The sequence below is a fragment of the Methylocystis sp. ATCC 49242 genome, assembly GCF_000188155.2.
Taxonomy (GTDB): domain Bacteria; phylum Pseudomonadota; class Alphaproteobacteria; order Rhizobiales; family Beijerinckiaceae; genus Methylocystis.
In genome coordinates, this window is sequence record NZ_KE124774.1 from 2,047,734 (window position 1) to 2,063,092 (window position 15,359).

Sequence of the window (15,359 nt, forward strand, 5' to 3'; positions counted from 1 at the left end):
GCCGTCGATGTGGACGAAGGCAAACCGGGCGAAATACAATCGCGACAGGTTACGTTATCCGAGTGATGTGACGGACGAGGAGTGGGGGCATGTGGCGCCGCTTATTCCTCCGGCCAAGCGTGGCGGGCGCAAGCGTGAAGTGGACATGCGGGCGGTGTTCAACGCCATCATGTATGTGCTGAGCACGGGATGCCAATGGCGGTACATTCCCAAGGATTTTCCCCCGAAGAGCACAGTGTATCGTTATTTTTGCGATTGGGCCTGGTGCGGCGTTCTGGATCGCATGCACGACGCGCTCTACGTCATGTGTCGCGAACGAGCGGAACGAGAGGCGAGCCCCACCGCGGCGATCATCGATAGTCAGAGCGTGAAGAGCGCGGAAAAAGGGGGGCGCGCATTGATCCGCATGGCTATGACGCCGGCAAAAAGATCAAAGGCAAGAAACGCCACGTACTCGTCGATACGCAAGGTTTGTTGATGGGCGCCGTCGTTCACGGCGCCGACATTCAGGACCGAGACGGCGGCGTCTTGCTGCTTTCGACGTTGCATGGGCGGTTTCCCTTTCTTGAAAAGCTGTTGGCTGACAGCGCCTATCAGGGACCGATCTTCGCCGACGCAACGGGCAAAATCCTACCGTGTCTCAAAATCGAGATTATAAAACGATCCGATCAGGCGAAGGGCTTCGTGAAATTGCCCATGCGCTGGATCGTCGAAAGATCAATCGCCTGGCTAAACCGCTGTAGAAGACTGGCCAAGGATTGGGAAAACCTCAATATCATAGCGCTCGTGTTCCTGCGTTTCGCGTCGATTCGGCTCATGCTACGAAAGCTCTGCAATTGTTGACTAACTTCTGGGACGGACTCTAATGGCTTTGATGAGAGGTAAGAACCATGATGATTTGGCGCATGAGCAAGAGACGAATGAAGGCAACACAATCGCGCATGCAGTGATACGCAGCATTGATAAGGACAACGATATCCTCATTCCATATATCAACCTTCCGGCTTCGATAGAGCCAATATCCTTATTGCTAGACTCACTGCAAACCTGCTTCCAAATTATGCGGCTACAGCTGGATAACGAAGACGATCCGCAAATAATATTCGAAACACTCAATGCTCGCGGCGCACCTTTGCAGCCGAGCGATCTTATCCGAAATTTCCTATTTCTGACTGCGTCACGACAAAATGAAGACGTAGACGATCTCTATAAGAATTATTGGCAGGAATTTGACGAAAAGACGGAAATCGGCACCACAGTAAAAGGCCAAAAATTCTGGAAAAAGGAAGAGCGTCAAGGACGCCTGAAGAACTCTCGCCTAGACCTGCTACTCTATCATTATGTCGGCCTACGCAAGCAGGAAGAGACAAAAGTTGCGTACGTGTTCGAGGAGTTCAAGAATTGGTGGGAGCTTGAAAGACGCGACACCGCACAGGAATTGCAAAAATTGACACGCATATCAGGACCCTTTGAAACACTCATTGCCCCGGGTCAATCGAGTCGATTTGAACTATTTTGTCGCCGAATGAAGCTGCTTGACACCACAACTCAGACGCCGCTCATATTCCACCTTATCGAACACAACGAAATTGATGGTCCAGATTTTTTGCAAGCAATAGACTATCTAGAATCATATTTCGTGCGGCGATTTATTTGTGGACTCACGGCAAAAAGCTACAATCGAGTATTCCTCAATAGGTTGCTCGCGGAAATGGTAGCGGAAAGAAAATCCGATTCCGCTACGTTACGGAACCTGCTTCTCAGATTGGAAGGGGACAGCCAACGCTGGCCAGACGATGCAGAATTTAGATCAGCATGGAGTCACCGGCAGCTATATCAAGGACGAAACACACGCAAGGTCCGCGCTGTATTGGAAGCGCTGGAATTCGCGCAGCGAGGCTCCAAGCAAGAATTCACCCCGACGCTTGATACCCTTTCTGTAGAGCACGTTCTACCACAGAGCTGGAAGCCAGAGGACTGGCCGCTCGTGGACGATTCATCGGAAGGTAAGGAAAAGCGTGTGCGTCTTTTGCACAGCATCGGAAACCTGACTCTCGTTACTCCATCGTTCAATTCAGCATTGAGTAACGAGCCGTTCAGGGTAAAACGTCCAGAATTAGCGAAAAACAGCAGCCTGATGCTAAACGCATATTTTCAGAGTTTCGCAGATAGCGACGCTTGGAATGAGCTAACGATCGTTGATCGGGCTGATAAGTTGTTCGGCTACGCTACAGCCCTGTGGCCTCGGCCATCGCCTTAGTGTCTAATGCTGGCATTAACCAGTTACCAAGAACACCACCTATGCGAGATGCATCTTCATATCTCATGTCGAAGATAGAAGCGGCCTCAACACCAGAGCGCGAGGTTATCGCTGGATTAGTCGAGCGTGTGACATTTCACAATGGTGATAACGGTTTTTGCGTACTCCGGGTTAAAGCCAGATCACATCGGGACCTTGTTACCGTTATCGGGCATGCCGCAACGATTTCCGCCGGTGAGTGGGTGACTGCTTCGGGTGAATGGGTCAATGATTTCACTCACGGTAAGCAATTCAAAGCGCACTTCCTGCGCTGCTCAACGCCGACCTCGGTCGAAGGCATCGAGAAATATCTCGGCTCGGGGATGATCAGAGGCATCGGGCCGGTGTACGCCAAGAAGCTGGTCAAGGCTTTCGCCGACAAAGTCTTCGATGTGATTGAAGCCCAACCGGATCGCCTGAAAGAGATCGCTGGCATTGGCCCCGTACGAGCCGAAAGAATCACAGGCGCATGGGCTGAACAGAAGATCATTCGGGAAATCATGGTCTTCCTCCATAGCAATGGAGTGGGCACAGCGAGAGCCGTTCGAATTTACAAAACCTACGGGGCAGACGCCGTGCAGGTGATGAGCGAGAATCCCTATCGCTTGGCTCGCGATATTCGAGGGATTGGCTTCAAGACAGCCGACGCGATCGCCATGAAGCTGGGGATCGAAAAGACAGCCATGATTCGTGTGAGAGCGGGCATTTCCTATGCGCTTACGGATGCCATGGATGATGGGCATTGCGGCCTGCCAAAAGATCAGCTCCTCCCCCTTGCCGTTGAGCTACTCGAAGTAGCGAAGGAACTCATCCAGACCGCTCTCGACCTCGAACTCGCCGAGGGAACAGTCGTTGCTGATTCTGTAGGAGACACATTCTGTATTTTCCTCTCTGGATTCTATCGGGCGGAGCAGGTAATTGCCGAGCGGCTCCTGAGATTGATCCAAGGTGGACTACCATGGCCCGCGATTGACGCTGACAAAGCCCTTCCGTGGATCGAGCAAAGAACGGGCCTCACTCTCGCCCAGAGTCAGGCAACCGCAATCCGTCTCGCGATTGCGTCAAAGGTGACGGTCATCACTGGCGGCCCTGGGGTGGGCAAAACGACAATTGTCAATTCGATCCTGCGCATCCTCGCCGCCAAGGGTGTCAAACTTTTACTGTGCGCTCCGACAGGGAGAGCTGCAAAACGGATGAGGGAAGCGACTGGCTTCGAAGCGAAAACGATCCATCGGTTGTTAGAGGTCGATCCTAAAACTGGCGGCTTCAAACGCGGCCCCGATCTTCCAATTGAGTGCGAACTGGTCGTGATTGACGAAGCCTCGATGGTCGACGTGATGCTGATGCAGGCGTTGCTGAAGGCGATTCCCGATGGCGCCGCTTTGCTGATCGTAGGCGATATCGATCAGCTGCCGTCCGTTGGTCCCGGGCAGGTCTTGGCCGATATCATAGCTTCCGGCGCGGTTCCGGTAGTTCGACTAACGGAGGTATTTCGTCAGGCTGCCAAAAGCCGAATTATCACCAATGCTCACCGGATCAACCAAGGCTCGATGCCGGACCTTTCGAAGCCGGACGGTGAAAGTGATTTCTATTTTGTTGAAGCCAATGAGCCTGAGATCGCCGCGACCCGCATCGTCGAAATGGTCAAGTCGCGCATCCCGAAGCGCTTCGGCTTCGATCCGATCCACGACATTCAGGTCCTCTGCCCGATGAATCGTGGGGATGTGGGCGCGAGGTCCCTAAACGTCGCCCTGCAAGCGGCGCTGAATCCCGCTGGCGATCGCAAGGTCGAGCGATTTGGCTGGGTTTTTGCTCCCAAAGACAAAGTCATGCAGATCGAAAATGACTATGACAAAGAGGTCTACAACGGCGATGTTGGCTACATCGAAGACGTAGACCCAGATACAGGGGAGCTGACGACCGACTTTGATGGCCGTAGCGTTACCTATGGGTTTGGGGAATTGGACACACTGGTTCCGGCCTATGCCGCCACTATCCACAAAAGCCAAGGCTCAGAATATCCGGCTGTCGTGATCCCGATCCTGACCCAGCACTACACGATGCTCCAGCGGAACCTACTCTATACGGGGATTACTCGCGGGAAAAAGCTTGTGGTTTTGGTGGGTCAGAAGAAAGCGGTCGCCATGGCGGTTCGGAACGCCTCCGGACGGCGACGTTGGTCGAAACTGGACGAATGGCTTAAACAAGCCGCCATTGCTTCGACCACGCAGATTGCAAAAAGCGGGGAGGCGTAAGTGGTTGATCGCGATCCGAATATCGTCATTTCTGGGCTGTCTGGGGATTTCACCAAAGATGGCGTGACTGTCGAGGTCCACATCATCCGGCTTGAGGATGGAAAGGACTGGACGCTTGAGGTGGTAAACTCGGCGGGCACGTCGATTGTCTGGGACGATCCCTTCGAAAGTGACGAACAAGCTTACGCGGAATTTTACCGCACGGTCGCCGAAGAAGGGATGCAAGTGTTCAGTGACGAGAGCAATGTAATCCCGTTCAGACGTCCTCATTGATGATACCAAAGCACGAAGTTGCGTACCGTGTATTCGAGGTAAAGCCAAAGCTCGTCGAGTGAAAAGCACACTGGAGCAGACCAAATGCGCGGACATCTCTTCCTCGTTGTCGCCTTGTTCTTATCATCACCGACTGCCGTAGCAGCAGATGAATTTTCATGCAGCTTCGCTGCCATCGATTCATATCTCAAAGCTGACTGGGAGAAATATGCTCGGGCCGATCCGTCCGTATCGAAGGCGGAAAAAATCGGTATCGTGCCGAGATATGCAAAGTGCCCGCCTATGGAACAAAGGGGGATGCTGGAATATATGGACAGCTTCCAGTTGGTCCCGGTTGATGAGCGTACCGATGCAATCCTGATCGACACGCATCAGTGCGGCGGCGGCAACAAGCATGGTCAGTATTTCTTGATTTCACGGAGCGGCAAATGCGATGTGATCACAAAGCCGGAGATCGGCGACATGGCGTTTATCGCAGAGAATATATACGCGAATGAAAACATTGTGATCTTGAAAGGGGTTAAGTGGGCGGAGAAAGATCCTCACTGCTGCCCATCTAGCGAAGGGACGCTGGATTACAATGTCCAAACGAATCAATACTCCTTCAAACTACACAAAATAAAGCAACGCTGAACCAGCAGCTTCCTGCGCTCGATATCACGGCCTACTTTTCTCCACGAGCCTTATCACTTGCATTCGGGCTTTACGGCATCAAGAAAGCCGTCGCATCGCCATGCTTGATCATGTCTTTTCGCTTAACCCACGTGAAGCCTTCGCATTTTGCGATGATCGCCACGTCGATTGGGCCACCGACTGTTTCCTGCTGCTCGACCGACATTCGAGCCTTGAAAGCGGTCAAACTCACGAGTGCTTCCGCCATTTTCGCAAGGTCATGGCACGAAAGCACTTCGACAGCGCTAATCAACGGCAGTGTGTATTTCACCTGAAATTCCTTTTCAATCGCGGTCATCACATCTTTTTGCACGACCTTTGATCTGCTCTTTGATGGCGCCTTGCCCTTCGGGTGCGGAAGGTGCTTCGAGAGAATATCCGCCAATCGGTCTTTCAGAGTTGGATGAATCCCGCTGCAAAATAGATCGATCATATCAGTCTGAGCGAAGGGGATTATGATGACAGGATGCTTGCGATCAACATGCGCCTCATCAGCTTTGGCCCATCTCAATTTGGAGGAAACAACGGTGCCAACGCTATAAATATAGAGACTGGGGAATGGCTCAGGCTCGCCAAATCCCGCAAACACCATGCCGCTGAAATGATCTGGATGAAACCATTGCCGCGTGTGCAGGAGTTTCACGAGCAAATTGAGCGCATCGCTGATCTCATCCGAGAGAGCAACATCTTGGAAAAGCGAATCTTGCAGCTTCTGAATAATCTCCGCGTGATCTGAGATGACCTTTTCCCCAAATGCATGATCAAGCTGTTCGATTGGCAGGATCTTTTGCAATGAAGTGATTTCATTTTTTATGGTCTGCAGGAGCAACGAAGCTGCCTTACGACAATGGCTTTTAGGTTCGCCGCCCAATTTCTTCTTCCACTGATCCCGTATATTCGCTTTGAGAACGGACTCAACAACCGACGAAAACCACTCGTCCTGCACCGACACTGGGAACAGCATTTCCGACGTTTCTATAAAGCGCAGGAAGTCCAGAGCGTATTGTTCAACCGTCGGGAACCGACGCTCTCCGAATTGCTTGACATAGGTCTTTATCGCGATTTCCCAAGGCACCCCCATTATCTCAGCGCAGCCATAAGTCATGATGGCGATCGGCGCATTTGACAGTTTGAAAAGTTTTTCCGCTGTATGGTAGACCTTCTGGCCATCGCTGATCGACACCGCGCTATCGGCTGCTAACGCAATGCCATGTTTATTCATCACCGCTACTTCGCAAGTCACTTTTGCATACTTTCATAAGCTTATGGTAGTGATGACGGAAATCGCTACCGTATAGAGATGGATGTTAGCAAACGAGGCGTCCGTTTAGGAAAGCCTCGGATGACGCAAAACGATGCCGGGAGCTTCATCCTCTCCCCGCGTAGTTCGGAGTCCGTTTTACGCTTGGGGCGGCGCGCCAGTTTTTATCTCGATCGTCTTGGCGGTTTTTGCGAGTTCTTCGGGCTTCCTCACCGTAACGTGCAAGACGCCCTTATCGAGATAGGCCTCGATAGCCCCATCGTCCGGCGTGAACGGCAGCGACATCGACCGGTAAAAAGAACCGAAGCTACGTTCTTCCACATGCCAGTCCTTTTCGTCTTTCTTTGACTCCTGCTTTTTCTCACCGCTCACGACCAACTGGTTGCCCTCGACGTTGACTTTGATGTCCTTCTCTTCAACGCCGGGTAGTTCAGCCGTTATCTCGATCGCTTTATCGGTCTCGGCGACGTTCACAGCCGGAACACCTGCTCCCAAACCCAAGCTCGGCAAATTCTTGTCGACTTGGCTAAACCAATCTTCCATTTCCCTGCGGAAGGCTTTGAACGGGTCGGTCGCCAAGTCCACCCTCGACCACAAGCTCGGCAGCTTCATTGGATTTCTCCCTCAATCAATTTGCAATGCAGGGCCAGTTTACCGGCCCTCAGCCGATGATTTAGTCAGGCGTTTCGTCGCAGCAATGACGGCAGATCATCTCTCGTCTTGCCATAATTGGCAGGAAGCTACACGCTCTCCAGCCGACCCCTGATTTCCCCGAGGGTCTGATCAAGCGGTCTTTCCGCGAATGCGCTACGCTGCTGCCCTAACAATGTTCATTTCGGCCTGCGGGTAGCCACGCAAGCTGGCCGTCATTGGACGCACTGATAGGCGATCCAGAAGCTTTGGCTGAGCATCAAATCAGTAAGGTGCTAGGGATGACCGGGATAGATGCCATCAGCTTTCGCCTCCCAGGTTGGCTTACCAGCTTTAGCGAAAAGTATAGAGAAACTCTCGACATCACGTCTCGGATGTCGTTCGTCTTAGAGGCTGCTCGGCAGAATGCAACAACGAGAACTGGCGGCCCATTTGCTGCTGCTATATTTGAATCTGAAAGCGGAAAGCTTGTATCGCTCGGTGTCAATTTAGTGCAGCGGGAGAAGCTATCGATATTACATGCAGAAATCGTCGCCATGATGGTGGCTCAACGATCCCTTGATACCTATGACTTGGGCCAAGAGGGGCTTCCGCCACTTGAGCTTGTGACGAGTGCCGAACCCTGTGCGTTGTGCTTAGAGTCCGTCCCAGAAGTTAGTCAACAATTGCAGAGCTTTCGTAGCATGAGCCGAATCGACGCGAAACGCAGGAACACGAGCGCTGTGATATTGAGGTTTTCCCAATCCTTGGCCAGTCTTCTACAGCGGTTTAGCCAGGCGATTGATCTTTCGACGATCCAGCGCATGGGCAATTTCACGAAGCCCTTCGCCTGATCGGATCGTTTTATAATCTCGATTTTGAGACACGGTAGGATTTTGCCCGTTGCGTCGGCGAAGATCGGTCCCTGATAGGCGCTGTCAGCCAACAGCTTTTCAAGAAAGGGAAACCGCCCATGCAACGTCGAAAGCAGCAAGACGCCGCCGTCTCGGTCCTGAATGTCGGCGCCGTGAACGACGGCGCCCATCAACAAACCTTGCGTATCGACGAGTACGTGGCGTTTCTTGCCTTTGATCTTTTTGCCGGCGTCATAGCCATGCGGATCAATGCGCGCCCCCCTTTTTCCGCGCTCTTCACGCTCTGACTATCGATGATCGCCGCGGTGGGGCTCGCCTCTCGTTCCGCTCGTTCGCGACACATGACGTAGAGCGCGTCGTGCATGCGATCCAGAACGCCGCACCAGGCCCAATCGCAAAAATAACGATACACTGTGCTCTTCGGGGGAAAATCCTTGGGAATGTACCGCCATTGGCATCCCGTGCTCAGCACATACATGATGGCGTTGAACACCGCCCGCATGTCCACTTCACGCTTGCGCCCGCCACGCTTGGCCGGAGGAATAAGCGGCGCCACATGCCCCCACTCCTCGTCCGTCACATCACTCGGATAACGTAACCTGTCGCGATTGTATTTCGCCCGGTTTGCCTTCGTCCACATCGACGGCCTCCTACGAATCAGACCGCCTCCCATCCATCACAACAGATTCATTCGATTCAACATCTTTCAGGACGGACACTTAGGCGCGATCCCATGGTCCGGACTCCGTCGGGTTGTGATCGGAGCACGGGATCAGGATGTTCGGGATATCGGCTTTGACGAGGGTCCAAAGCCTCCAGATTGGCAAGGAGAATTCGAACGGCGAGGTATCGAGGTCATCACTGATGTTCACAGGAGCTATGCGGTCGATATCCTCAAGGCTTATGCGGCCGAAGGCGGGATGATTTATGGAGGAAGAGCGACGAGCCATCCTGCCTCCCGACCTTCGCCAGAAACGGCCGACGATTTCCCAAGGTGACTTCGGAGCGAATGGCCTTCTTTCCCGGCACGATCATCAAACCCGAACCCGCTTTTTTCGAGACTTTTCATCAACACTTTCAACGCTCTACAGCCACCGAATCGGCCGCAAGCTATGTTGGTATTGGCTGGGTTGAGATGACGCTTGAATGTGAATATATTCCTATTACACAGATGCTACACATGTAGATTTTCGCTCTGCAAATCATTGTTTTTAAAGCCATTAAACCATGGTCTGGTATAATTCGCGCTAAAGATTTTTAGCGTCGAATACACAAGATATAGTAGCAAAAACAAAGATTTAGGCGTCAGCATACTATATGTTGACGCCTATTTTTTTACACACGCGCTACACAGAACAAAGAATGAACTAAATTGGATTGAGGGAATTTAAGCGTGGTTTCGGCGTGACCTTGTGTGGGAGTTTACACAGACGGTACACAGCCTTCGAGCGCACGCTGAGCATCAACACCACTCAACCTACCTCCTCGTGCCTGCGATGGGATTACGGAATCGCCAGCACCCCGCGCCTATTCGTCAACATCACGCGGCTGTCCGAGCAAATCGCGCAGCGCGTCAAAGGATGCGGGCTTTGTCAGGTGCTGATCAAAGTCAGCTTCCGATATGCGGTCTCGGATCTGGGTCTTTCCCCAGCCGGTAAGCGCGACGATCTTGAGATTCCGTCCATTGGCGGAAGAACGCATACGGCGTGCAACCTCATATCCGTCCATTTCAGGCATCCCGAGATCAAGAAATACGACGTCGGGTTTGAAAAGCCGAAGAATTTCTAATCCGGCCGCGCCGCTATAGGCCACCTCGACCGTTGCGCCCAGCTTCTCTAACAGTATGACCATACTATCGGCGACGTCACGGTTATCGTCGACAACGAGAATCCGACGAGAGATTGCAGCATTTCCCGAGCAGCGTGGTTCGATTGAAATTGGATCTCTCGGGGTTTCAGGCTTCAGCGGTAGACGAACCACAAAGGTGCTCCCCTTTTGATATCCACCACTATGAGCAGCGACAGTTCCGCCGTGCATTTCAACGAGGGACCGCACCAGCGCCAATCCAATGCCAAGTCCCCTAGATTGATGCCCTGTATCAATCTGGGCGAAGGCTTCAAAGATTTTAGTCAGGTTCTCGGGTGCAATGCCTACGCCGTTGTCGCGCACCGCCACGATAACTTCGGCGTCGCGGCGCTCAGCTTGAAGGTAAAGGATATCCGGCTGTTTTGTAAATTTCGCAGCATTATTAAGCAGGTTTGTGAATACCTGAGCAATTCGAACCGTATCCCCTTCGATCTCCAATGCCTCCGGCGGCAACTGGACACGTAGTTCGTGCCCTCCGCGTTCAATTTCTGGTCGCGCCATTTCGATCGCATGGTGGAAGGCATCTGCGAGATTTATCTTAATTTTTTCCAGAACGATCTTGCCCTTTGTAATGCGCGACACATCAAGCAAGTCATCCACAAGACGAATAAGATGCTTCACTTGCCGATCGGCCATTGACAGTAACGCCATGCCTCGCTCTACCTTGAGAGGTGTGGCGATTTCGAGCATCAGCACATTAATCGCATTATGGATCGGCGCGAGGGGATTACGCAATTCGTGCGCGAGCAAAGCCAAGAAGTCATCTTTACGACGATCTGCGTCCAACAGCAAATTTTCCGAACGTTTACGCTCGGTGATGTCAATAAGGACATTGACCGCTCCGATGACATTGCCAAGAGCATCGAAGAGCAATTCTATGTGAGGTTCAATCCAGACGCGAGAGCCGTCCGGCCTCTCCACAATCGCCTCGACACCACTTATTTTTCTATGCTCCCTCAATGTGACAGCAACCGGGCATTCGTCGTGCGGAAGAATGGAACCGTCTGTTCGATAAAGCTTCCAGCTAACACACCATCTGTCGACTCCAATTTCCGGCTCACGGCCGGAAAGCTCCTTTGCGGCTTCATTGAAATAAATTAGCCGCCCCTCTGTATCCACTGCATAGACAGCGGTCGGCAGGTGGTCCATTATTTGGGACAGAAGCTGCTTTTTACCGCCAAATCCAAAAACCTCGCCTCTGTCATCCGGGCTTTCTGAACAGGTCGCGGGCATGGGGTATCCTATTCCAGTATTCGGTGTCTGAGCTGCGCCGCGTTGATGTGACCTATCGGCTGGCATCACCCGAGAAGTCATCTGGATTGACCCAGATCCCGAAAGATAGCGGGCTTCTTTTGTAGGCGGCTTTTCATTTCGACTCAATTGTTAAGCTAATTATAAACATAACGAGCGTTCTGGTGAAATCAGACAAGTCGATGCACGCTTCAAAAGACATAGCAGTTCATCATCGATTGATTTTATCTAGCGATCGGCCGACATTGGCTATGGCATCAATTCTTTAGGTTCACCTGGACATCTGTTCACAATCACGATTTTGCACATCAACATTGCGGATTGCTGAGCTCCATAAGCACGTTTCCAATTGCATTGGGATTTCGCGCGGGCAGACCAGCCGTTGCTTCCAACACGGAAGGTCTTTGCTGAAATAGACTCTGCCCGCCGGGATTAGCGCTGCGGGAAAATGCCCGACTGCGCACGATATGGATGACATTTCTCGCAGCGTGAAAACCCACGCTCTGCGCCGCCCTGCACCGTGCAACATCACAAAATGCAGAATCTATGATGTTGGCGCATAACCAACTGAAATCATTGCGCTCTTTTCAGCCATCTCTTCGGTTGCTCTCCTGAACATCAGAAAACATGCTTGTTCCGAGCAAAATGTTAGCCAGGAGGAACGAGCAGTGAAACAGGCCCCCGTCCTTACCGAACGCGATATGAAGCGGGTGCTACAGCATGTAGCGCGAGCCCGCTTCCCTGCCCGCAACCGCTGCTTGCTGATGCTGAGCTGGCTGGCGGGTATGAGAGTAGCGGAAATCGCCGCGCTGAAGCTAAGCGACGTCCTCGCGCCTGACAATACCATCCGAGCCGAAATCCAGCTCTCCCCTGAACAGACCAAGGGCAGCTCAGCTCGCACTGTTCTCATCAGTTCTCAGCTCAAATCCGAACTGGAAGCCTACATCAAATCCCTGCCCCCGAACCCTGCCCCGGATCGGCCCCTGATCGCCAGCAAGACCGGGAAGCGATTCTCAGCCAATGGTCTCTGCCAAGTCATGCTCCACATCTACGACGCCGCCGGTCTGGACAGAGCCACATCGCATTCGGGCAGACGCACATTCATCACCACGCTCGCTCATAAGGGCGTCAATGTCCGTGTCCTCGCGGCCCTCGCCGGGCACAAACACATCGGCACCACCCAGCGATATATCGACTTGAATGAAAACGTGCTGCGAGCCGCTGTCGAGATGATTTAGCCCACCCATCCTGTGCTGACCTGCCGCATTGCTGAGACGTTCCAAGCAAGCAGACTGCACGGCCGATTGATGAGGCGAATCAAGCTCAACGCCATGGCGCATGCCCAAAACCAGCAGATAATTGCAAACGGCCAAATCACGCTCTACCAGCGCGATGACGTTAAGGACGCCCTGTGGCAGTGCCGGATCAAGGTCAAGGGTCACTCCGGCTATGTGCGTCGGTCCACAGGCGAAACCGATTTCGAGCGCGCAAAGGAAGCCGCACTTCTGATCCTCGGCGAACTGAAGCAACGAATTGCTCAGGCCCTGCCCCTCAAACGCAAGACCTTTTCCGAAATCGCCGTCTCCTTTCTCAGGGATGCTGAGACCCGCTGGAAGGAAGGCCGCAACAGCGAAGGGCGCTACATCATCATCAAGGGCACCACGCAGCGCTATCTCATTCCCTACTTCGGCAACTGCGACATCACGCTGATCCAAAAGAAGGACCTGATGGCCTATCGAGCATGGCGTCAGGAATATTGGGTCACAGGCCCCGGCTTCGCGGAAACCGGCAAAACGAAAAAACCCCCGACGCTGGCCACATTGAAACAAGAATGGACCGTCTTACGCGGCGTCTTCCTCCACGGCGTCGATCTTGGCGTTGTCCCGCAGAGCATGCTGCCCTTCCTCAAACACGACAAAACCAGCGTCAACAAACGTCCTGCCTTTACCCAGGACGAATATGACCGTCTCTGGCTGCATCTGCTGACATGGCAATACAAGACGCATAACCCGAGAGTGCGCCGGGATCGCACGCTTTTGCGCTACTATGTGCTGATCATGGTCAATTCGGGCATGCGCATCGGCGAAGCCCGCATGCTCAAATGGCGCGACGTTGGCAGCTACAGCAACGAGCATGGTCACTGGGTCACATGCATGGTTAAAGGCAAGACCGGCGAACGGCTCGTTGTCTGTCAACCCGGCGTAGAACGTTACTTCGAGAAGCTCAAGGAGCGTGACTACAAGACCGATCCAGATGACCTTGTGTTTTGTCACGACGACGGGGAGCCGATCGCGAACTGGACGGGCTTCTACACCATGCTCCGGGCTGCTGGCATCGAACACGACACCAACGGAAACAAGCACACTCTCTACAGCCTCCGTCACACCTACGCGACCTTCCGGCTTCAGAACGGCACCAATGTCTATTGGCTGAAAAAGAACATGGGCACGTCAGTGGCCATGATCGAGCGCCACTATGGGCAGACCAACGTCCTTGTTGGCATCGAACATGAGACCGCCAAACGAGAACCGGGCCAGAAAAAGCCAAAATCCAGACACCTGCAATCTCACAGCGCCGCGCGAGATGAAATAATGCTAGTGAAGAACAAGAATGAGCTGGTCCCAGCAGGTGCGGTCGATATGACGCCCGCTCGGGAAGCTGACTAATCAATTTTGCAGCACAGATTTCCTAAATAATCTTTCCTTGCAGAACGGGAGTTTATGGACTTCCAGTCAGGACGGGCTCCATAATTGTTTTGTAACAGATTTTAAGAAAGGTATTCTATGGACAACAATTCATTCAACAACCAATCAGTAAAGGCTGGGATATTTCCAGTGGTATTGGTTCTAGAGGGTGTTATGCACCTTGGATCATGAAATCTGCTGCGCGCTTGAGCATGAGACATGCGAAGGCGACGACGTGGAGTCCTGCGAGGGTCTGAGCATAGCGCTCGTAGTCTTTGACGAGCCGCCTGCATCGCGTCGCCCAGGCGAATGAACGCTCGACCACCCATCGCTTGGGCAACAGCACGAAGCCCTTCTTCGCTTCGGCAAGTTTGACGACGCACAGTTCGGCGCCTTGCGCCTTCGCCGCCTCGGACGCCTTTTCGCCGGTGTAGCCCTGATCGACATAAACGAGTTCGACGCTTTCGCCTGTCACATCCTGCACGGCTGCGATGAGCTTGCCGACCTCGGCGCGGTCATCGACATTCGCCGGCGTGACATGCAACGCCAGCAAATGGCCCAATGTGTCGACTGCCATGTGCAGCTTCGAGCCGCGCTTTCGCTTCGCGCCGTCATAGCCCGCTCGTGGGCCGCTCTCAGGGGTCGAGCGCAAGGTGCGGCTGTCGATGATCGCCGCCGTCGGCTCCGCCGCCCGCCCGGAAGCGACGCGCAACTGGGCGCGCAGATCCTGCGCAAGCGCCTCGAACACGCCCGCCGACAGCCAGCGCTGCGATTGCTGATACACGGCGAACCATGGCGGCAGATCGTTGGGCATGGCGCGCCAGGCGATGCCGTAGCGCAGCACGTAACGCAGGCCGTTGAACAGCTCGCGCAGCGAATGTTGACGCTGCGGCGCGCCTTCGTCCATGAGCGTCAGATAAGGCGCAACCAGCGACCATTCTTCGTCGCTGACGTCAGACGGATAAGGTTTGCGAATCGGAGACATCCGATTCTACTAAGACAATCAATCACCAAAGTACATAACACCCTCTATACTCATCGCTGTGCTCGTCGGCGCTTACCTTAATCCCGTTTTATGGATCGCACCCGGCCAGCTAACCAAAGGACATCAGCGGTTCGCGGCCAATTGCTTCGCTTGCCACGAGCCGTTTCGGGGGGCATCCGCAGCTAAATGCAGGGACTGTCACTCGATTCAATCTGATGGGCACGTGACAACTATCGGAGTAATTCAAGCTAAGAAGGCATCAACGCCCTTTCATCATCTTTTGATCGAGAAGGATTGCACGGCCTGCC

At 53.3% G+C, this 15,359-nt stretch carries 12 protein-coding genes and 1 pseudogene; 8 read left to right on the forward strand and 5 right to left on the reverse strand.

From position 1 onward, the window contains the following. Window positions 1–7 precede the first annotated feature (7 nt). The 5 genes from MET49242_RS24235 to MET49242_RS25005 all read left to right on the forward strand — a co-directional run bounded on the left by MET49242_RS24235 (window position 8) and on the right by MET49242_RS25005 (window position 5,460). A protein-coding gene (locus MET49242_RS24235) for an IS5 family transposase (protein ID WP_144259599.1) occupies window positions 8–843 on the forward strand; the annotation gives its coding sequence in 2 pieces (ribosomal slippage) (window positions 8–392 and window positions 392–843; 837 coding nt in all). 22 nt (window positions 844–865) lie between these two features. Continuing rightward, a complete protein-coding gene (locus tag MET49242_RS12130) occupies window positions 866–2,260 on the forward strand; it encodes an HNH endonuclease family protein (protein ID WP_051134168.1) in 1,395 nt (464 codons plus the stop codon). A gap of 65 nt (window positions 2,261–2,325) precedes the next feature. After that, window positions 2,326–4,554 carry an ATP-dependent RecD-like DNA helicase gene (locus MET49242_RS12135; protein WP_051134169.1) on the forward strand — a complete coding sequence of 743 codons (2,229 nt, stop codon included), beginning with the start codon at window positions 2,326–2,328 and terminating at the stop codon, window positions 4,552–4,554. Beyond that, the gene (locus MET49242_RS12140) at window positions 4,555–4,827 is read left to right on the forward strand and encodes a hypothetical protein (RefSeq protein WP_036283181.1); all 273 of its coding nucleotides are present in this window, start codon (window positions 4,555–4,557) and stop codon (window positions 4,825–4,827) included. An 84-nt stretch (window positions 4,828–4,911) separates the two neighbouring features. Continuing rightward, a complete protein-coding gene (locus tag MET49242_RS25005) occupies window positions 4,912–5,460 on the forward strand; it encodes a hypothetical protein (RefSeq protein ID WP_144259600.1) in 549 nt (182 codons plus the stop codon). 70 nt (window positions 5,461–5,530) lie between these two features. On the opposite strand, the gene MET49242_RS12150 is transcribed toward MET49242_RS25005, so the two are convergent. Both MET49242_RS12150 and MET49242_RS12155 read right to left on the reverse strand, forming a co-directional pair. Next, entirely contained in the window at window positions 5,531–6,721 is a 1,191-nt protein-coding gene (locus tag MET49242_RS12150) for a hypothetical protein (RefSeq protein ID WP_144259601.1), read from the reverse strand. 177 nt (window positions 6,722–6,898) lie between these two features. Continuing rightward, window positions 6,899–7,372, reverse strand: coding sequence for an Hsp20/alpha crystallin family protein (locus tag MET49242_RS12155; protein WP_036283184.1), 474 nt, complete (start codon window positions 7,370–7,372; stop codon window positions 6,899–6,901). Between the two features lie 413 nt (window positions 7,373–7,785). On the opposite strand from MET49242_RS12155, the pseudogene MET49242_RS26620 reads away from it, so the two are divergent. Further along, window positions 7,786–8,046, forward strand: a pseudogene (locus MET49242_RS26620) (nucleoside deaminase); the annotation flags it as partial. A gap of 23 nt (window positions 8,047–8,069) precedes the next feature. On the opposite strand, the gene MET49242_RS24245 reads toward MET49242_RS26620, so the two are convergent. Both MET49242_RS24245 and MET49242_RS24250 read right to left on the reverse strand, forming a co-directional pair. Next, a protein-coding gene (locus MET49242_RS24245) for an IS5 family transposase (protein ID WP_144259444.1) occupies window positions 8,070–8,905 on the reverse strand; the annotation gives its coding sequence in 2 pieces (ribosomal slippage) (window positions 8,070–8,521 and window positions 8,521–8,905; 837 coding nt in all). An 887-nt stretch (window positions 8,906–9,792) separates the two neighbouring features. After that, complete coding sequence (locus MET49242_RS24250; protein ID WP_158497294.1) at window positions 9,793–11,364, reverse strand: ATP-binding protein; 1,572 nt, start codon at window positions 11,362–11,364, stop codon at window positions 9,793–9,795. A gap of 686 nt (window positions 11,365–12,050) precedes the next feature. Between MET49242_RS24250 and MET49242_RS12185 the strand changes: the two genes are divergently transcribed. Both MET49242_RS12185 and MET49242_RS12190 read left to right on the forward strand, forming a co-directional pair. Then, window positions 12,051–12,620: a site-specific integrase gene (locus MET49242_RS12185; protein WP_036283187.1), complete on the forward strand. Its 570-nt coding sequence runs from the start codon at window positions 12,051–12,053 to the stop codon at window positions 12,618–12,620. A gap of 69 nt (window positions 12,621–12,689) precedes the next feature. Then, window positions 12,690–14,048 (forward strand): tyrosine-type recombinase/integrase, encoded by a 1,359-nt coding sequence (locus MET49242_RS12190; protein WP_144259603.1) that lies wholly within the window; start codon window positions 12,690–12,692, stop codon window positions 14,046–14,048. Window positions 14,049–14,238: 190 nt separating this feature from the next. Here MET49242_RS12190 and MET49242_RS12195 read toward each other — a convergent pair whose 3' ends face one another. Next, window positions 14,239–15,051: an IS5 family transposase gene (locus MET49242_RS12195; RefSeq protein ID WP_036279258.1), complete on the reverse strand. Its 813-nt coding sequence runs from the start codon at window positions 15,049–15,051 to the stop codon at window positions 14,239–14,241. Between the last annotated feature and the right edge of the window lie 308 nt (window positions 15,052–15,359).